This is a genomic window from Baaleninema simplex PCC 7105, from assembly GCF_000332355.1.
In the GTDB taxonomy this organism is placed as follows: Bacteria; Cyanobacteriota; Cyanobacteriia; order Cyanobacteriales; family Geitlerinemataceae; genus Baaleninema; species Baaleninema simplex.
In genome coordinates this window covers 639,682-659,717 of the sequence record NZ_KB235958.1, presented here as the reverse complement: position 1 = coordinate 659,717, position 20,036 = coordinate 639,682, and the positions used below count along the sequence as shown (strand labels likewise).

General features: G+C 55.9%; 10 protein-coding genes and 1 pseudogene. 9 read left to right on the top strand and 2 right to left on the bottom strand.

What is annotated here, in order from left to right; all coding sequences use genetic code 11:
- The 7 genes from GEI7105_RS39425 to GEI7105_RS0104820 form a co-directional block, all read left to right on the top strand.
- On the top strand, positions 1-198 hold a 198-nt coding region (locus tag GEI7105_RS39425; protein WP_218959059.1), incomplete at its 5' end, for a hypothetical protein.
- An 86-nt stretch (positions 199-284) separates the two neighbouring features.
- The gene (locus GEI7105_RS0104860; protein WP_017659363.1) at positions 285-1,709 is read left to right on the top strand and encodes an AAA family ATPase; all 1,425 of its coding nucleotides are present in this window, start codon (positions 285-287) and stop codon (positions 1,707-1,709) included.
- Positions 1,710-1,753: 44 nt separating this feature from the next.
- A complete protein-coding gene (locus GEI7105_RS0104855; RefSeq protein ID WP_017659362.1) occupies positions 1,754-6,838 on the top strand; it encodes a WD40 domain-containing protein in 5,085 nt (1,694 codons plus the stop codon).
- A gap of 140 nt (positions 6,839-6,978) precedes the next feature.
- Positions 6,979-7,485 (top strand): bilin-binding protein, encoded by a 507-nt coding sequence (locus tag GEI7105_RS0104850; protein WP_017659361.1) that lies wholly within the window; start codon positions 6,979-6,981, stop codon positions 7,483-7,485.
- Positions 7,486-8,160: 675 nt separating this feature from the next.
- The gene (locus GEI7105_RS0104835) at positions 8,161-9,426 is read left to right on the top strand and encodes an S-layer homology domain-containing protein (RefSeq protein ID WP_017659358.1); all 1,266 of its coding nucleotides are present in this window, start codon (positions 8,161-8,163) and stop codon (positions 9,424-9,426) included.
- A gap of 144 nt (positions 9,427-9,570) precedes the next feature.
- On the top strand, positions 9,571-13,296 hold the full coding sequence (locus tag GEI7105_RS33145) for a PAS domain S-box protein (protein ID WP_017659357.1): 3,726 nt from the start codon (positions 9,571-9,573) through the stop codon (positions 13,294-13,296).
- 635 nt (positions 13,297-13,931) lie between these two features.
- Positions 13,932-14,354, top strand: coding sequence for a hypothetical protein (locus GEI7105_RS0104820; RefSeq protein ID WP_017659355.1), 423 nt, complete (start codon positions 13,932-13,934; stop codon positions 14,352-14,354).
- 308 nt (positions 14,355-14,662) lie between these two features.
- Here GEI7105_RS0104820 and GEI7105_RS0104815 read toward each other — a convergent pair whose 3' ends face one another.
- Complete coding sequence (locus GEI7105_RS0104815; protein WP_017659354.1) at positions 14,663-16,717, bottom strand: PD-(D/E)XK nuclease family protein; 2,055 nt, start codon at positions 16,715-16,717, stop codon at positions 14,663-14,665.
- Positions 16,718-16,875: 158 nt separating this feature from the next.
- Between GEI7105_RS0104815 and GEI7105_RS0104810 the strand changes: the two genes are divergently transcribed.
- Positions 16,876-18,306 (top strand): proton extrusion protein PcxA, encoded by a 1,431-nt coding sequence (locus GEI7105_RS0104810; RefSeq protein WP_051044177.1) that lies wholly within the window; start codon positions 16,876-16,878, stop codon positions 18,304-18,306.
- A 77-nt stretch (positions 18,307-18,383) separates the two neighbouring features.
- Positions 18,384-19,529 carry a pentapeptide repeat-containing protein gene (locus GEI7105_RS29090; protein WP_017659352.1) on the top strand — a complete coding sequence of 382 codons (1,146 nt, stop codon included), beginning with the start codon at positions 18,384-18,386 and terminating at the stop codon, positions 19,527-19,529.
- Between the two features lie 232 nt (positions 19,530-19,761).
- Here the strand turns inward: GEI7105_RS29090 and GEI7105_RS29085 are convergent.
- Positions 19,762-20,036 (bottom strand): annotated as a pseudogene (locus GEI7105_RS29085) (IS701 family transposase); the annotation flags it as partial.

Sequence of the window (20,036 nt, the reverse complement as noted above, 5' to 3'; positions counted from 1 at the left end):
AAGCCTTCGACTTCCCCTCGGACTGACTCTGACTCGACCGGTCTGGCCGCCGCGACCCTCAGACCGAGAACTCTTTCTTGTTGGCGCCTTGGCTGTATCTCTCTTGTCGTCCGCCTCTTTCAAGGACTTCCCTTGAGTTGGGGACGCCACCGTACTTCTCCCTATCCTGGGGCTTCTTTGGCTTTCGATACCTCCTAAGTAAAAGTCATAGCCTTATCAGCTCTCCCTTTCTCCCCCTCTCCCTTTCTCCCCCTCTCCCCCTCTCCCTTTCTCGACAAAAAGCCATGACTTTAGACGTTCGCGAGTTTTTTCGCGCCACCAACCCCGCCCAAACCTTAAACGTCGAAAATCCCGACGAGCGAAAACTGTATATCGACTTTTCCGAAGTCCGGGGATCGCAGATCGTCGAAGAACTGCGAGATAACATTAGCTTTTTCTCCCCCGACGAACCCACCGTGCAACTGTTTACCGGCCATATCGGCTGTGGCAAGTCTACCGAACTGCTGCGGTTGGCGGCGGACTTACGCCAAGACGACTTTCACGTGGTTTACTTCGAGTCGTCGCAAGATTTAGAAATGGGAGACATCGATGTCAGCGACATTCTGCTGGCGATCGCGCGGCGGGTCAGCGAAAGTCTCGAAGACCTCGAAAAAATTCACCTTCAATCGGCCAAAGGCTTACAAGGCTTACTCAACGGCGCGGCGAAACTGCTACAAACTGAAATCGACTTATCGGCGGAAGTCGGCATTCCCGGCGTCGGTCGCGTCAACGCCAGTACCGAAGGTAACTTTAGCGCAGAAGTGGGAGTTCCCGGCGTCGGACAAGTCAGTGCCGATCGCGAAGGCGTGTCCTTCGTCGCCCTCGGGTTGGGAAAAATCACCGCTAAAGCCAAAAACAGCCCCGAACTCCGCAGCAAATTGCGGGAATATCTCGAAGTTCGCACCACCAGCGTCCTCGATTCCATCAACCAAGAACTGCTCGAACCGGCGATCTACAAACTCAAACAAATTGGCAAACAGGGACTCGTCGTGATTATCGACAACCTCGATCGCGTCGAACGCAAACCCAAACCCTGGGGACGGACGCAACCGGCTTATTTATTCGTCGATCGCGGCGAACAACTGCGCCAACTCAACTGTCACGTCATCTACACTTTGCCTCTGTCGCTGTTGTATTCCAACGACCTCAACCAACTCACCAATCGTTTCGGTTGCGATCCCAAAGTCTTACCGATGGTTCCGGTGCAGCGGCGGGACGGGAGCGAACACCGAGACGGTCTGGCGATGATGCGTCAGATGGCGCTGGTACGGGCGTTTCCCGACCTCGACGAAGACGGCCGAGAACAGCGCGTTTCCGAATTGTTCGAGACCTCCGAACTCCTCGACGATCTCTGTCGGGTCAGTGGCGGTCACGTGCGAGAATTTTTGCGATTGCTCAACGACTGGATTCGCAAAGACCGCCGACTGCCCCTGTCTCGTAAAGGTCTCGAGGCGGTGGTGCGCCAAAAACGCGATCGCATGACCCTCGCCATTACTGACGATGAATGGGAACTGCTGCGTCAAGTTCGCCAGCATAAAAAAGTCACTGGCGATGAAGGGTACGATATTCTCATCCGCAGTATGTTCGTTTACGAATACCGCGATAGTGAGGGGTCGTGGTTCGACGTCAATCCAGTTTTGGAAACGGCGCTTCCGCTGAAGGAGGGTTAATCTCGACTCAACACGCAGATCGTTTTGACGAGGCTCGTGCATCGGTGGTCAACTCACAACGAGATCGATGGTCTGACGACAACCAAGACACCCTCGATAGCTTAGTGTGGGCGATCGAAAGTTACAGCGGCGATCGCAAGTTTGCCATCGTCTTCGCTCGCTGCAACGCCAGAGCATTATGGCACGGCGTCCTCACCCGTCTCCGCCAAGTTCCCGACCTCGATCTTTGTGAAATTTACCTGTCTCCATCGGCAACGACACTCTACAGTACGGTATCCGAAGCCTTAGCCGCGCGAAAAACTCGGTCTGGAGAATTCCCCGATGCGGCGATCGTGTCCGGGTTGCCCGAAGTCCGAGATCTCGACGGATTGTTAAACAACGCCAAGAAAATCATCGAAGAACTGGCCAAAACCTTTCCGTTTCCGCTGGTGTTGCACGCAACGGACGAAGTCCTCCAGCGCCTCGTTCGCATCGCACCCGACATTTACAGTCGCGCCAGCATCGAAGAATTTCACCAGTCGATCGCAGACGTCAACGCCTTCATCGATCGCACCGCCGACGACATTTTCGATCGCGTTCTCGAAGCTGGGGCGGGGCGGTTTCTCGACAACGCCGATTTGAACCTCACCCGCGACTCCCAGTTGTTTTGGGAACTCGAAACCGCCCGTCAAACCCTCGCCAACAGCGCGATCGAGGTCAAACCCGAACGCCTGGCCAATTTAGAATTTTTACTCGGAAACGCCGCCGACCTCGACGAGTCGAAGCCCCAACACTACGAACGCAGTCTCGCCGACTTACAAACTGCCTTAAACGCGACGTCGAATCCCAAAAAGCACGCCCGCCTCGTCGAAAAACTCGGCTGCGTCTTCTACTGCTGCGGGACCAGTTGGCGCACGCGATCGGAACTCGGCCGACAGGATTACGAACGCAACTGTCAACAGGCTTATCTCAACTTCAAACAGTGTATCGACCTGTTCGAGCGCGAAGGGCGTTTCGACCTCGTGGCGAAATTTATCAACGCCCTCGGCGACATCCTCGAACGCCAACAGCGTTGGGACGAACTACAAACCGTCGGGACGACAGCCAACGTCCTCCACCGCAGCCACCCCAACGCCTTTCGCCTCGCCCGCGCCTATAGCTTTGTCGCCGAAGCCGCCCTCGCCCGTCAAGATTGGCAAACCGCCCTCGAAAACGCCCAGCAAGCCCTATCTGTTTCTCGTCACGCCACTCCCGACGAGCGTATCACCGACGCCTCCGAGAGTCAGATGTTTCGCGAATGGGTGCGATCGTTCAATCAAGGGGCGTATTACTTCGCCCTCGCTCGCGCCCAAGCCGGGTTGGGGCAGCTTCGCGACAGTCTCGCCAGCCTAGAAACGGCACTCACGAAAACCAAGCCCGACTACGAACCGCAACTGTACGCCCGCATTCTCGAAGCCCTCCGCCGCGCCTATTTCCAAAACGGCGACTATCTCGACGCTTTCCGCCTCAAACAGCGTCAGTACACCCTCGAACATCAGTATGGATTTCGGGCGTTCGTGGGGGCGGGACGGTTACAGCCGAGTAAAAGCGTCAGCAACCTGGATTTGGAGACGGGAAAACAACCGGAAACGGTGGCGCGGGCGATCGCCGCTTCGGGACGCCTCGAGGACGTCAACCGCCTCGTGGAGCGCATGGGACGGGTCGATCGCAAGTTAACGATATTGTACGGACAATCGGGCGTCGGTAAAAGTTCGCTGCTACAAGCGGGGTTGGTTCCCGCTCTTACGGGTCGCGCCATTGGTAGCCGAGACGTTCTGCCGGTACTGCTGCAAGTTTACGCCGATTGGGAGTCGCGCTTTAGCGAGGCGTGGGTTTGCGCCCTCTCGAAAACCTTCGGCGAAACGATCGCGATCGAGCCTCGGATGGCAGAGTTCTCGACGCAGTTGCAACGACAAACCGATCGCAACCGATCGGTCGTTTTGATTTTCGACCAGTTCGAGGAATTCTTCACCGCCTACCCCGACAGCGAGGCGCGACAGCCGTTTTATCGCTTTCTCTACGACTGTTTGAACCTGGCTTACGTGAAAGTCGTTCTGTCGTTGCGGGAAGATCGCCTGCACCATTTGCTCGAAATCGGCCGTTGTATCGATTTAGCTGTCGTCAACCACAACGTCCTCGACAAACAGATCCTGTACTATCTCGGTGCGTTTTCCTGCGAGAGTGCCAAATCCGTGATGGCACAACTCACCGCCCAACAGAGTCGGTTGTATTTCGAGAGCGCCCTGATCGATCGCGTCGTGGAGGATTTAGCCGAACGTAACGCTCGTGCGGCAGAAGGTACCGTCCGCCCCATCGAACTGCAAATCGTCGGCGCGCAGCTGCAAACCGATCGCGTCACGACACTCGCGCAATACGAACAGCTCGGAGAACGCCCCAAACAAACCCTCGTACAACGATATCTCGACGACACCCTAGCCGACTGCGGCCCGGAAAACCAGCACATCGCCCAACTGGTGCTGTATCTGCTGACGGACGAAAACAACACGCGCCCCATTAAAAACCGCCTCGATGTCGAAAAAGAATTGCGATCGCGCTGCGGAGTCCTCGGAACGCCCAATTCCTCCGAACTCGCGGTGACCGACGCCCAACTGGAACTGGTGTTGCAGATTTTCGTCGATTCGGGGTTGGTGTTTCTGTTTCCCGAAACCCCTGTCGAGCGCTACCAACTGGTTCATGATTATTTAGTGCGGTACATCCGCCAACAGGAAGGGGCGAAACTCCTCGAAAAACTCGAACGCCTCGAGGCCGAACGGCGACTGCACGAACAGAAGCTCAACCGCGTTCTCAAACGGGCGGCGATCGGCGCGGGAATTGCTGCGATCGCCACCACCACCCTGGCGTTGATAGCAGTGCGCTTTGCCCGACAAGCTCGTTTCGAGCGCCAGCAGGCCGAACTGGCGCACGTCCGGGCGATCGATTCTCTGAGTCGCTACGCCCGAGAACTGGCCTCGGAACAACGCGATTTCGAGCAGCTACTCGAAGGGCTGCGCTTGGGAGGTCTGCTCCAGCTTCACGAGCGCCTGCACCCGGACGAACAGATCCTCTCCCACGAGATGCACGATCGCGCGTTGTTCGCACTGCAAGAATCGCTCTATTGGGTGCGAGAGCAGAATCGCTTCGTCGGTCACGACGCTCCCCTTCTCAATGTCAGTTGGCATCCCGACGGTACGCATTTGGTGTCAGTCGACGAGACGGGAGAGTTCGTCGTTTGGAGGCAGTCGGGGGCGATCGCCCGTCGGTTTGTCGTCGATGGGGGACCGCTCGATCGGGTTCGGCTCAGTTCCGACGGCGACCTCTTCGCCACGGTGGGAAACGACGGTACGGTGACGCTGTGGAACGCGCGGGGGGACAAAGTCGCCGGACGAGCGATCGAGGCTGAAAACGCCACGAGCCTGAGTTGGCATCCCGACGCCGCGCGACTGGCCGTCGGCACTCGCGAGGGAACGGTGGAAGTTTGGCAAGTCGCGTCCGATGCCAACAACGAGATCTCGTTCGATTTGGTGGAGCGGTGGCGCGGTCACGACGGCTCGGTGAGCAGCCTTCAATGGCGTCCTGACGGCACGCAAATGGCATCGGCGGGGTCGGACGCGACCGTCAAAATTTGGAGCGCCACAGCCCCCAAAAACGAGGGCAACGAGACCGTTTTCGTGCGACCGGCCGTCCGAACGCTGAACGGACATACGGACGAGATTTCGAGCGTGCGCTGGCATCCCCGAGGCGACGGTCTTGCCACGGCGAGTCTCGACGGCACGATCCGAGTGTGGGACGCCACGGGAGAAGCCCGTCGGGTACTGTGGGGTCACGAGGATGGAGTGACGAGTTTGAGTTGGCGTCCCGATGGCACGGTTTTGGCCTCGGGAAGTTGGGACGGCACGATTAAGCTGTGGAACGCCGAGGACGGCCGCGAGCGACAAACTCTACGGGGCGATGACGACGGTATTGTCAGCCTCCAGTGGAGTTCTAACGGGGAAATGTTGGTGAGCGCCGATCGCTTACGCGGCGTCAAACTTTGGAATTTTCACGATCGCACGCTGAAAGTGTTGCAGAGCGATCGCGGGGCGATCGTGCGTTTGAGTTGGAATCCGCGAGGGACAACTTTCGCGACGGTTCACGAGGATGGGACGGCGACGGTGTGGGATTTACGCGGACGGGCGATCGCTCGCTTGTCAGATGACGAGTCGGACGAGGACGGGGCGATCGCCGATGTGGTGTTCGCGGCGGACGGGGAACAGTTACTGACCGCCCACGATGACGGGACGGCCACGGTATGGACGATCTCGGGCGATCGCGTCGCGACGTTGCGCGGTCGCGACGCCCCCGTGAGGCGGGTTGCGGTGTCTCCCGACGGCAACCTCCTCGCCACCGCCAGCCAAGACGGAACGGTGACGCTGTGGGACCGGCGAGGACAGCCCTTGCAAGCTTGGGTCGGTCACGACGGTACGATTGTGGCGATCGCGTTTCATCCCGAGGCGTCCGTGGTGGCGACGGCTGGTAGCGATCGCACGGTGAGACTTTGGACGTGGCGAGGAGAGCCGCTCTCGATCTTGCCGGAAAGCGATCGCCCGTTGACGGATATCGCTTGGCATCCCGATGGAACGATACTGGCAGTCGGAGATCGCGATCGCGCCATCGTCCTTTGGCAAACGATCTTAAACGCGGAGGGAACGGCCTTGACCGAACCCGCTACCCCCATCCATCGTTTGTGGGGTCACGGTGCCGACGTGACTGGACTCAGTTGGCATCCCGACGGCGAAAGTTTAGCCTCCTCGAGTCACGATCGCACGGTGAAATTATGGACGCTCGATCGCCTGAACGCGACTGAGATCGCCCCGATGCGGATGCTCTCGAGAGGACGCATGGCGAGCCGACCGGTCGGCGACGACGGGTTAACGGATGTCAGTTTCAGCCCCGACGGTCGGATTTTAGCCGCGTCGGATACCTCGGGACGGGTCGTGTTGTGGCGAAATTTAGATTTAAATCTCGATCTCGAAACGGCGATCGATCGCGGTTGCGCGTGGGTGGCGGACTATCTCCAGCACAGCCCCGACGCGCCGCCGGACGTAAAAGCGCTATGTCGCGGGAGAGATTGATGGAAACAGACCGATAAACTGAAGAAACGCTCGACGAGCAAACCTCTCGCAAGACGCCACTTCAGAAACACGGTAGGTTTAGTTACGGGAGTACTGTGAGTGTTTCTTGTCGAGATTTCCATTCACTCGAGGCGATCGCAATGAAATCCAAGATTACGATTGTTATTGCTCAAGCAGATGCAGCGGGACGCTTTCCCTCTGAAGCCGATCTCGCCGCGGCCTACAGCGAACTCGACCGAGCGGCGGCTCGTCTGGAAGCGGCAGAGAAGCTCGCCGTCTATCACGACGCGATCGTTCGGGATGCGGGGGATTCGGTGTTGCAACGTTACGAGACTCCGCGTCCGGCTCGCACGGTCGGCGTCGGGTCTCCAGAACCCCTCAGCCAAGGATACCGCGAGATCGATCGCTATCTGCGAGCGATCCATTACAGTTTGGTCGTCGGTAGTACGACCCCCCTCGATGAAGCTGGACTTCCCCTCAAAAGTCGCGGCTCTCAAGCGTTACCCCTCCCCCTCGAAATTTATGGGGCAGCCTTCGAGTACGTTCGCGATCGCGCCTCTGCTGGGTTGAAACTCTCGCCACCCGCACTGACGGAACTCCGTTTTTATTTGGAGTACGCGATCGAACGTTTCGCGGGGACGCTATAGCGATCGCCACGGTTACCCGATCGACCTCAGTGGTGCAGAAAACTTTTCAAAATCGGAGATTGACAAAACACATAAAATATGTATATAGGCTCGAGCCAGATCCCCGGCATCTCCAAGATGCCGGGGATCTCCGGCAGCAATTTACCGATCTGGGATTTCGTGGCCAACCCTTTAATACGGCTAATACGGCGATATCGTTTCTAGCAAGGGTTTCAAGACTTTTCTGCACCACTAAGCCCGATCGACTCAGAAACCTCAATGTTTCAAATCAACTCAATTTGAAATATTTCAAATCGTAAGACCCGACACCTACCCTCGATCTGACATTTTTTCCTAAGCGGGTTATCTTTGAGTTTTTCTCATCTTTTGCAAATGATTCGTCGTTTCTTTACATTACAAAAACAAACGTCGATCGGCAGTCTCAAAATGTGTTAATAATTTTAAACCGATCGGTCTTTGACTCGAATTGTCGGGTGACGTCGCGTCAAACTCACCGTGAAATCGATGTTAAAGCGCTTGCGAAAGTCATCGCGATCGGTCGAAACTTCAAAATCGCGCAAAAACGAGGCGAGAGACTTTTCGAGACCTTAAACGCCCTCAAAAGAGTTGCGCGAGTAAATTTGCTACCCTAAAAAGAGAAGCCCGCCTATATCGTTTTTTTGTTTGTTGCTTCCCGTGCCGAAATTTAAACTTTTTCTAGTTCTTCTCCTATTCGCCTTAAGTGGCTGTGCGGGGAGTCCGTGGGGCGAGTCCCTCCAAGACTCCTTCGCTGCCGATCCCCAATTGCAAGATGCCACGCCGACTCCGAGTCCCAGTCCGGGGGAAACCGAGGCAGAGATCGCGCTTCCCGACGATTTCCCAGAGGCTTTTCCGCGCTATCGGGGCGCTCGTTTGATGCGAGTCGAAACCGAAGGCGATCGCGTGCGACTCTCTTGGAAAAGCACCGATCCCACCAACGTTATCGCGCAGTTCTACCAGCGGCAGTTACAAGAGAACGATTGGGAACAGATCGAAACCCAAGAAGACGGCGATCGCATCACCAAAACCGCCCGTCGCGACGGTCTCGACATCGCCCTGTCGGTGCGTCCCCATCCCGAGAACAGCGACACGGAACTCGTTCTCGAATACCCGAAAACCCCAGACGCTCCCACTTCGGACACCACCGCCTCAGACAGTTCTAGCGCAACGCCCGCCCCCACGCCAGCGCCTCCCCAATCTGACGCGACGCCGCCGCCCCCCGCAGCCGCCCCCACCACTAACTTTAGTGACTTAGACCGCGTCTCCGAACCGCTCCAGCCTTACGTGGCTGACTTGGCCGCCTTGGGGGTGCTGACCGCCGCGCCGCCTGAAAGCGATACGTTTTCCCCGAATTCACCGATTTCCCGTCGCGAATACGCCCGTTGGCTCCTCGAAACCAACAACAAACTCTACGCCAGCGATCCCGCCCAACAACTCCGCCTGGCCAACCCCTCCGTAACTCCCGCGTTTCAAGACGTTCCCAGCAGCGATCGCGACTTTCAAACGATTCAAGCCCTCGCCGAAACGGGCATCGTCCCGAGTCCTCTCAGCGGCGCCGAGACGACAGTACAGTTCCAACCCGACGCGCCCCTGACTCGCGAAGATATGCTGCGTTGGAAAATTCCCCTCGATCTCAGACGCGCGCTTCCGAGTGCCAGCATCGACGCCGTCAAAGAAACCTGGGGATTTCAAGATACCTCGCGCATCGATCCCGATGCCCTGTCTGCCGTGCTGGTGGATTTCCAAAACGGCGATCGCTCGACGATTCGACGGTCGTTCGGTTACACGACTCTGCTGCAACCGAAAAAAGCCGTCACCCGTGCTGAAGCCGCCGCGAGTTTGTGGTACTTCGGCTATCAAGGCGAAGGGCGATCGGTTCGCGATCTCGTCAGGGAGGAGTCGAGCGTCGAGAGCGGAGACTAACGCCAATCACTCGCCCGTGACAGCGAACGAACCCCGGTGAAGACGGTTCCCCAGAGAACCGTTTCTTCTGAGTCCTCCCAATTTCCACACTTCACGTTACTCGTGGCACTGTCGTCGCGCTATCCCATCTGCCACTAACTGTCTATGAACTCTCGCCGACGCCCTCAGTTATTGGTTCTCGATCTGACCCTCGTGTCTCTTATCGCGATCGGTGGCGGTGGTGCGTTCTGTTTTCGCGCGGCGATGGAACGAGAGCGAACACATTTAAGTCAAATCGCTCGCGATCGCGTCCGACTCGTCAGCGCGATCGCGAGCGAAACGGGAAACCACGACGATACGTTGGCTCGGTTCTCAACCAAACTGGCAGTTCCTCCCAGCGAAGAGGCCGGCGATCGCGCCGATAAACCTCCATCTTCCCCCAACACAGCTCTCGTGCGCCGAGACAACGGGATCGTTTGGCTGTTCGATCGCAGCATCCGTCCCGAAATCTCGATCGCCGACCTCCAAAACGGTGAATTTCTACCCGTCGATCGCGTCCTCGAGGGAAACTCGGGAACGGCGATCGCTCGAACTCCCAACGGAAAACAGGTTCTCGTCGCTTACGAACCCGTTCCGAACTTGCCGTGGGGCGTCGTCGTCCAGGTGTCGCTGGCGGAGGTACGCGCCCCCTTTATTAAGGTCGGTCTATACACCCTCACTCTCGTCCTCGCCACCGATATCCTGAGCTTTCTCTGGCTGCGACGCCGGGAAAACGCGGTCGTCCGAGAAGTCCAAACCCTCAACCGCAATCTCGAAACTCAGGTTCGCCAGCGGACGACCGACCTCACACAACTCAACCAAAACTTACAACGACAAGTTCGCGATCGCCAGCGCATCGAAAGCGTCCTGCGGGAAACCACCCATCGCCTCGAAGCGATCTTACAAAACGTCGCCGACGGAATCGTGGTTTTCGGTCGCTACGGTGAAATCATCTACGCCAACGACGAAGCCGCTCGGTTAGCGGGATACGAAGACATCGAGCATATGATCGCCAGTCAGCGACCCGTCTCGCCTCAATGCGACGTTCTCGACGAAGCCGGTCAAATCATCCCTCGCGAAAACTTACCTCAAACCGCCGTTCTCGAGGGTATCGCCAGCCACTTTCAAACCCTGCGCTATTACAACCGCACGACCCACGAAGAACGCTGGGTATTCGTCAAAGCCACCCCCGTTTCAAACGACGACGGCGATTTCAATTTGGCGGTGGTCGTCACCCACGACATCACCGATCGCGCCAACGTCGAAGCAGCCTTGCGTCAGAGCGAAGCTCGCTATCGCCGCATTGTCGAAACCGCCTCCGACGGCATTTGGATTATCGACGCCGACCGGGTGACAACGTTCGTCAATCCCAAGATGGCGCAAATGCTCGGCTATCCGATCGAAGATATTTTAGGGCGATCGATCTTCGAGTTTATGGACGAGAGCGATCGCGAGGCGGCCGCCGACAAACTCGCCCGACACCATCGAGATACAATTCGACAATACGACTTAAAACTGCGCTGTCGCGACGGTTCCCAACTGTGGACGATCATGTCGGCGACGCCCGCGTTCGACATGACTGACGGTTCCCTCGGCTCCTTGGGCGTCACGATCGATATTACCGAACGCAAAATCGCTGAAGACGCCCTGCGAGAAAGTGAGGAACGGTTTCGCGCCCTGTTCGAGCAGGCGGCGGTGGCGATGGCCGTGATGACGTTGGACGGTTGTTTTTTTCGGGTCAATCAAGCCTTTTGCGAGCTGTTGGGATATTCTCGCCCAGAACTGTTGGAGTTGCGTCTCGGAGACATCACGCATCCAGCGGATTTACAGACGACCCACGAAAAACTCATCGGATTGCGCGAGGGAGTTGGCGATCGCTATTCCCTCGAAAAACGCTACCTCGGGAAAACCGGCGAGATCGTCTGGGTTAGTTCTACCGTCTCCATCGTGCGCGATGGTAACGGTTCTCCAAAATACCTATTAGGTGTCGTCCAAAACATCAGCCAACGCAAACGGGCGCTTCGAGAACGGGAAACGGCCGAAACCGCACTGCGAGAAAGTGAAAAACGCTTCCGAACGCTGGTACAAACCGCCGGAAGTGCGATTATTGCTCTGGCCAGCGATCGACGGATCGTCGAGTGGAACGACGAAGCCGAACGACTCTGTGGTTGGACGCGAATCGAAATGCTCGGAGAGGATTACTTTACCCTTTGTTTGCCCCCGGCTTGGCGCGATCGCGTCGCGGCTCAGTTCGATCGCGTCCTCGGCGGACAACTCGTCCGAGAGTTCGAGCATCCGGTGTTCGACGCCCAGGGGGAAACGCGGGAAGTCCTGTGGAATTTCAACCGCTGGTACAATGCCCAATCGAAACAGTGGGAAATTGTCGCCTGCGGTCAGGACATCACCGAACGCCAACAAGTTCAAGCCGCCCTGCGGGACAGTGTCGAGCGGTTTCGCGCCATTTTCGAGCAGGTGGCGGTGGGGGTGGCTTACGTCAGCGGAGACGGGGCGATTGTCGATGTCAATCAGAAATATGCCGACATTTGCGGCTACCGCCAGTCGGAACTGCGATCGAAATCGATCGTCGAGATCGTCCATCCCGACGATCGCGGCGATTGGGCGTCTTGGACGAACCGTCTGCTGGGGGGGGAACTCGACACCTTTTCCCGCGAGATTCGCTATTTGCGCCGCGATCGAACGACGATCTGGGTCAATCTCACGGCCTCGATCCTACACGACGCCAAGGGACGACCGGAAAACTTTCTGCACGCGATCGAAAATATCAGCGATCGCAAACAAGCGGAAGCCGACTTGCAACAGGCCAACCAAAAGCTGAAGGAGAACTTACACGAACTCGAACTTCGTCATGAGGAAATGGTCAACCTCAGTCGCACCAACGAGTTTCTGCAAGCCTGCGCGTCGCTCGAGGAAGCCTACGACGCCCTGGGGGATTTGCTGCGTCCTCTCTTTCCCGGTTGTTCGGGGGGATTGTTTTTACTCGAAGGCGATACGGAACTGCTCGAACCCGTCTCGGTTTGGGGACTTCCGCTCGAGGAGGCGATGGAAATTTCGTCGGATTCCTGTTGGGCGTTGCGGTTGAGTCGCGCCCACTGGAGCGATCGCCAGACGAAATTGCATTGCAAACACCTGCGCTATCCCTCTCCTCCCGCCGAGTCTCTCTGCGTTCCGGTCATCGCGCAGGGGGAAACGCTCGGACTGTTGCAAATTCAGTCGCCAGAGCCGGGAAACCTCACTGAAGCCAAACAGCACCTCGCTCGGACGGTGACCGAACACGTGGCGTTGACACTGTCGAACCTACAGTTGAGGGAAACCCTCAAACGCCAGAGCATCCGCGACCCCCTCACGGGACTGTACAACCGTCGTTATTTGGAGGAATCGCTCGATCGCGAACTGCACCGCGCCAGCCGCGACGACTATCCTCTCAGTGTCGTCATGCTGGATGTCGATCGCTTTAAAAAGTTTAACGACAAGTTCGGCCACGATGCGGGGGATGCGGTATTGCAACGTCTCGGGGAGTTTCTTCAGCATCAAGTGCGCGGATCGGACGTCGCCTGTCGTTATGGCGGCGAGGAACTGACGTTGGTGTTACCGGGAGCGTCTCTCGAGATCGCTCGCGATCGCGCTGAAAATATCCGCCGAGGGATCGAAAACTTACACGTCAGCAGTAACGGACGCCTCCTTGGAACGATTCGCGCCTCTCTCGGCGTCGCAAGCTTTCCAGACTGCGGTACGACGTGGGAAGAAATTCTACAGGCGGCCGATGCGGCTTTGTATCGCTCGAAGGCGAACGGACGCAATCGCGTTACCGTGGCCGAACCGGTGACGGGGTGATCGGTTTCCGAGGTGAATCTTGCCGGTACAGCACGGGACTTCTCACGTGGGCAAATCCCTCGTCGGTTCGAACGACACCTGTAGACGACTCAGATCGATGGCCTATACTAGCGATCGAGTCGTTGTTATTGATGGAATTCCTTCAGTGTCGCCGCTCGAGGCAAACGCTGCGCTCGTTCTCAATTGTGCGAACGTCTGTTACACCGCGAGCTGGAACTTTTGAGGGGAATCTGTCGTCTCTCGCACCGACCCTGTTTTGCATGCAGTGTGTCTCCCCTAACGGCCGATCGCAGACTCCAATCGCGATCGCAGTTTCACTAGAACGCCAAGAGTTTAACGTCACAGACTCGATCGTCGTAACGTTTCTCTTGAGATTTAGAAACGCGAGATCGAGGAGATAACTCGATCTCGCTGCGAAGCCGATCCGATCGATCGGATCGGACATTTTGTTATTGTTTTTCTCGGTTTCAAGATCGTTTTTCGATCGATCTGCACCCCAGTATTTTGGGGGAAAATTTCGGAGATCGAAGGTGCGAGTTTGAACTCGATTAATAAATTTTGAGAGAACCGAGAAATTGGAAAAGTTGGTTTATAATCCCTAGGTAGAGTACTGGTATCTCTGAGGAGTTGAGCGAATGAAATTCAACCGACTGGGCGTATCCGCAGCCGTCCTAACGTTTGCGTCTCTCGCGATCGGGGGCGTTAAAGCTCCTGCTAACGCTGGAACGGTCAACACGACTGACTCCGTAGAAGTGGCGCAACGAGTCGGCGATCGTCCTGGTGACGTTTGCCGCCGAGTCAACGGTTCCAACGTTCTGTACACCGAACCCGACATGAATTCGCCTGAAATCGCCAATATGCTCGATGGCGAACAAGTTCACATGATCCGTAACGCCTTCATGGGTACTGACGGCATGATGTATTTCGAGCTGGAAGACTCTGTGGGCAACATGGGCTATATGCCTGCCAGCGCTCGGATGTTTCCCGGTGGACCGCTCGAATCGACCCTCGTTTACTGTGTCGGTGAAGGCCCGGCGACGTTCCCCGTAACCTGGTAGTTCGACGCCCAGTAACTGAAGTTGAAAAAGAGACGCGCCGAGCGCGTCTCTTTTTCAGGGAACAGCGATCTGCAAACAGTTCTTCATACGGAATCCGCACACCATAGCCCCTTTTAACGCGATCTCCCAAAATCGATTTAAGTCCTGGCGTACAGGGAATTTACGACGGGGTCCACAAAACAGGCTTTTCAAAACTGGATTTTGTATCAACCGTGGGGGACCGTTGAGAGTTGACAGTGCCTCGGCTGCGGAAGCTTCACTCTTGACTCTTCCCTCTACCCTCTTCACTGAAGACGCTCCCCGTCACCTCACCGCATCACCGCTTCGGGTGCGGCGTTGGCTAGGGCGAGCAACAGCCCAGTTTGCTCTCGGCCGTTGACGGCTAACTCGCTGTTACCTAGGACGATTCGGTCTTCGACCCGCGCGAGTAAATCGTAGAGAATGCGTTCGAGGCGATCGAAATCGCCCTGTTGGATGTCTTCTTCGGTTTGGGGAAACGGCAGTCGGGATCGGAGAAACAACGGTGCGCCAAACAACGAAGCCGCACCCCGCTGCAACCATAACGGCGACCCGATATCGAGCCAGATGTGCCAGCGATGGCAGAGGCGACTGCTGCGATATTGATAAATGTTACTCAAGAGAACGGCCGGACGCGCGAGATGTCGCAGAGGATAGGGATCGGCCGAAACGGTTCCCCGTCGTAACAGCTGCACGAACTCGCCGATGGAGGTGCTGGCGTCGTAACGCCCTCCTCGAACGCGACGTTCGACGTCCCAAAAATGTTGGGCGGTTTCGAGAAGTTCTCGTAAGGCTTCGAGGCGGTCTTCAGGGAGCTGGGGACGCCAGAGAAAGTCTCGCACGATGCGATCGATGGCGATCGCGGGAGCGTCGAGCCGTAGCTGTTCTTCCTGGGTTTGGTTCTGTTCGATCCATTGTCGGATGTTTTCGTAAGCCGTTTTTGCTCGATATCCCAAGCGATCCCATCGCTCGAAGGTTTCGACGGGTAACAGGTGCGGTCGGTCGGGATCGGGTACGTAGCATAGGTCGCACAGCGTTCCCGCTCGTACGGGATCGATGGCGCTGTCTCCCCGTTCGCCCGAGGATAACACGACGAGCATTTCAGCGACGGCCGAGCGATCGATCGTCCGACCTAAGCCGGGATACAACAAGGCTAACAGTGTCAGTACTGCCCGCACGCTGGGAGAGCTGACTAAAGGACGTTGGATGTTGAGCGATCGCACGGGAATGCCACGATCGCTTAAAATGCGCGTGAGGGTATACCGGGCGATCGCATCTAAACCCGGCCCGATGACGGCAATGTCTTGCGGTTCGACGGCTCGGGACGTGACGGCCTCGACGATACGCTCGGCGACCTGGCGCAATAAATCCGCCCGCGATCGCGTGTGAATCGACTGTACGGTCGCGCCGGGAAGTTGCCGCCAATACGTCGGATCTAAGGCGAGTTTCACGATCGCGTCTCCCCAAGTGACAGCTAACCCGTTGCGTTCGGTTAAGGTTTCGACGCGACAGCGTTTCGAGATCTGTTGCATCTCGTCGGGGTCGGCGTTGAGTCCGAGGCGAATTCCACCTTCGGGGTTGAAGGTAAACGTCCCCGGAATCCCCAAATCGAGCAGGGTCTCGAACAGCAACCGCGCCACGGCAGGATATTCGTCTACGTCGTCGGCGAACACCCGATCGAATCGCTGTTTGAGATGGTGTTGGTATTCGGGATGGGGAAGTAATTCGCGCCAGTACAGGTCGAAAATCAGTCCGTACGCGAGCAAACCACGAGACAAACACCACTGTCGCCAGCGCAGTAACAACTCTCCTTGCAGCGACCACAGATCGGCCGAACCCTCTTCGTTTGGGAATCCCTGCGCTAACCGTTCGGGAATCGTTTCGAGGGGAATTCCCGCTGCTGCTGCTAGCTGTAGGAAGTCTAAGGTTCGCCGGACGAGGCGATCGCTCCTAAGACCGACTTGCTCCAACTGGCCGCTGTCGAGTTCGGGTTTCCACAGTTCGGTCGCGAGGGCTTGTTCGGTTTCTGGACGCAACCGCACCGGGAACTGCGCTCGCAAATCCAGTTGGCGCACCAGTAACGGCCAGAACAGCACCACTTCGTTTTCAAAAAAGCCCAGCGGCGTTGTAACGTAGACAGGAGATCGCCCCGAGGTGGCGACGACGATGCGATCGCTCAACGTCATGCGATTGTCGCCGTTGGCCGCTAAGACCAAGGCCGTCGGCTGGGGCAGGACACCTTGAAATTTAGCTGTTGACGTCGGCTGTTGGTTCAGTTGCGACACCAAGGCTGTTGTTTTTCCGCTACGACTGGTTCCGACAATCCAAACTGACTCGACAGGCACCGCTTAACCTCGAATGGATTTGTTAACATACTACTGACTTCGTTCGGTTTCGTTGGGTCTGTTTGTTGTCGAGACTCCTCGCTCGGTGGTATTTTCTGAGTTTCGACTTTTGTTTCGAGCGTCACGACACTACCCGTTTTTTTATTGATTCACAAGACATGAAAGGTCAAGGTTCTCAAGGCATCCCAGGCGTGTTGCGAGCCGTTCGTCGTTGGTATTTCAAAACTCCAGAACGTGCGTTGGATGCTGCCTATCGAGCTGCATTGAAAATTCGATCGATCGAAAACGATTATTTCGATGGGCAATCGATTTCGCTTTCGTCAGAACGCTACAGTCGTCTAGAACTCAATCAGTTTCAATCTGAACTTTCTCATTATTTATCGACGATCGAGCGACGTTTGGCAGAGTTTCGCGCCAGTCGTTCTACATTGAATTTTATCACACAACAAACCGATCGCGCAAACATCAATTTAGAGCCGATCGACGAAACTAAATCTCGTTATTCTCCCGATGAAAAGTATCAGTTTTCGGAGACACTCAAAAAACTCAAAATCATCGATGAGGTAATTGCGAAATACCGGCGAGAAGCAAACTCGGAAGCTCTAAAAAATAGGAATGCAACCGCCAAATCTTCGTCGCCTAAAACGACGGTTGCCGTGCGATCGCAAACTCGAAAGACGGCGATCGAAACGAACGGTAAAAATGGAAAAGCTGCTCCGACGAGAGACTGGCGCGATCGCCTCAGCGAACCTCAAGAGCCTCGCGTCGAAACTGCCAGCGATGTCGAATCGATGGCAGGAAAAGCAAGTTTGCTACCGCGATCGATTTTACGAACCATCGATCGCATCAAGCGAGAACTCGATCCCAACGCTGAAGAGGAAGTGGTCGAAAAGTTTCGCTACTACAAGAGCAAAACCGTCATTTCACTGAAGTTCATGCTCTTGTTAGTACTGATTCCATTACTCACCCATCAAATCTCTAAAAACTTCGTCATTCGACCGATCTACAACGAGTTTTTCAACCAGAACGTCGATGTCTTCATCAATCAAGATTTTGAAGAAGAAGCCTTCATCGACTTGCAGCGATACGAAGAACGGCTGCGATTTCGCATGGCCATCGGACAAATTCCCAAGCTCGGGCCAGAGGAAATGGAGGAGCAAATCGAGGAAAAAGCCCACGAAATCGCTGAAGAATACCAAGCACTCAGCAATAACGCCGTCCAAAACGTTTTCGCCGATCTCTGCTCGCTCGGGGCGTTTTGTGCGGTCGTGATAACGAGCAAGCGGGAGTTGGCGATCGTCAAATCCTTTATCGACGATTTGATTTACGGACTCAGCGACAGCGCCAAAGCGTTTATCATCATCCTGTTTACAGACATTTTCGTGGGATATCACTCTCCCCACGGCTGGGAAGTGATTCTCGAGAGCATCTCCCGTCACTTCGGATTACCTGAAAGCCGCGACTTTAACTTTCTGTTTATTGCCACGTTTCCGGTGATCCTCGATACCGTGATGAAATACTGGATTTTCCGCTATCTCAACCGGATCTCGCCGTCTGCGGTGGCAACGTACCGCAACATGAACGAGTAACCGACGAAATCGCCCCCCAAAAACGCTACGATCGAGTTTTATCGTGTTGCCGCTGTCACTCTCGTTTTTTTGCCCCTATGAGCTTCGTTCGGTCTTGCGTTGTTGTTTTCTCTGCGATCGCCCTCGCGACACCTGCTGTTGCCTTCGACGACGACGATGTCGAACAATTGCGATCGAGCCTCACCTGTCGCGGGTGCGATCTCGAAGGGGCGGATTTGTCGGGGTTGAATTTAGCAAACGCCGACTTGCGAGACGCCGATCTCACTGAAGCTCGTCTCGTCGGAACGAACCTCGCCAACGCCGATCTGACGGAGGCCGAACTGATCGAGGCCGATCTCAACGGGGCGAACCTCAGCAACGCCAACTTTACCGAGGCCGATCTCACCCAAGCCTCGTTACGGGAAGCGATCGCGATCGATGCCAACTTTCAAGAAGCGACGCTGGTATTAGCCAATGGCGTCGGGGCGAACTTCGACGGGGCAAACTTGAGCGAGACGAAATTGGGAGTAATACAACTGCGGTTAGCGAGTTTGCGAAATGCCGATTTAAGTTTCTCGCTGTTGGGACGGGCGAACTTACGGGGTGCCGATCTCGAAGGGGCGGACTTGCAAGGGGCAAAACTGACCTTTACGAACTTGCGATACGCCAACCTCAGCAACAGCGATCTCGCGGCGGCGAACTTTACCAATGCAGATTTACATCGATCGCGGTTAGACGGATCGAACTTGCAAAGTGCAATTTTGACGGGGGCGACGATCTCGAACGCCTTACTCCTCGAAGCCAATCTCAATCGCGCGACGTTGACGGGAGCGAATTTGAGCGAGTCGAATCTGTCTGGCGTCAGTTTGACGCGGGCGACGGCCTTGGGCGCGAATTTAACGGATGCGAACTTATCCGGGGCGGGGTTGAATTTTGCCAATTTCAACGGCGCTCAGTTTGAAAATGCCGACTTGCGCGGTGCGGTGTTGAGCGAAGGTTCCTTTATCGGTGCGGACTTTACGACGGCGAACCTCAACAACGCGTATCTGTTTGGGGCGAACTTGACGGCGACGCTGTGGTTCGATGCCAGGTTGGAGCAGGTGGATTTAACGGAAGCCCTTCTCACGAATGCCAATCTCAGTTACGCCAACCTCACGAACGCAATTTTACAGGAGACGGATTTGACTGACGCAATCTTAACCGGTGCGATCGTCCCTTTTACAGCGAGCAGCGAACAGCCGTAGAACAGCCGTAGGGTGCGTGACTTGAAACATGGAGTGTAAATCCTTAGACCAATAAATCGTCACGCACCGCGAATGTACGCCGCCAACATACAAGGGTGCGGGTCAAGCGGTGAAGAATGCAGAGGGCAAAGGTGTAGAGGGGGAATTTCTCTTTAACTGTTCACTCTAGATTCTTAACTCTTCCCTGAAGAAGCTTCCCCTTTCCCTTGCTCTAACGGTACTTAAACAAATTTCAAGCCCAAACCAAGCCAAAACGCGCTTTGTGAGCGGCAAACAGGTCTCGATTCTCGTTCAGCCATGCCACAAAACGAAAAGACATGGCTGTCCGAAAAGCCTCTAAAGCATCTACAAAAGTTTCCAAAGGTTGGTTCGCCCACTTCCTTCGTAAACCGCCCGTCAACTTATGCCAAAGGATAAAAGTATAGGCACAAAATACCAAAATTAAATGCCGCTGTAAACTCTTCAAACCTCTCGCCTGGCATTCCCTCCAACCCAACCATCCTTTGG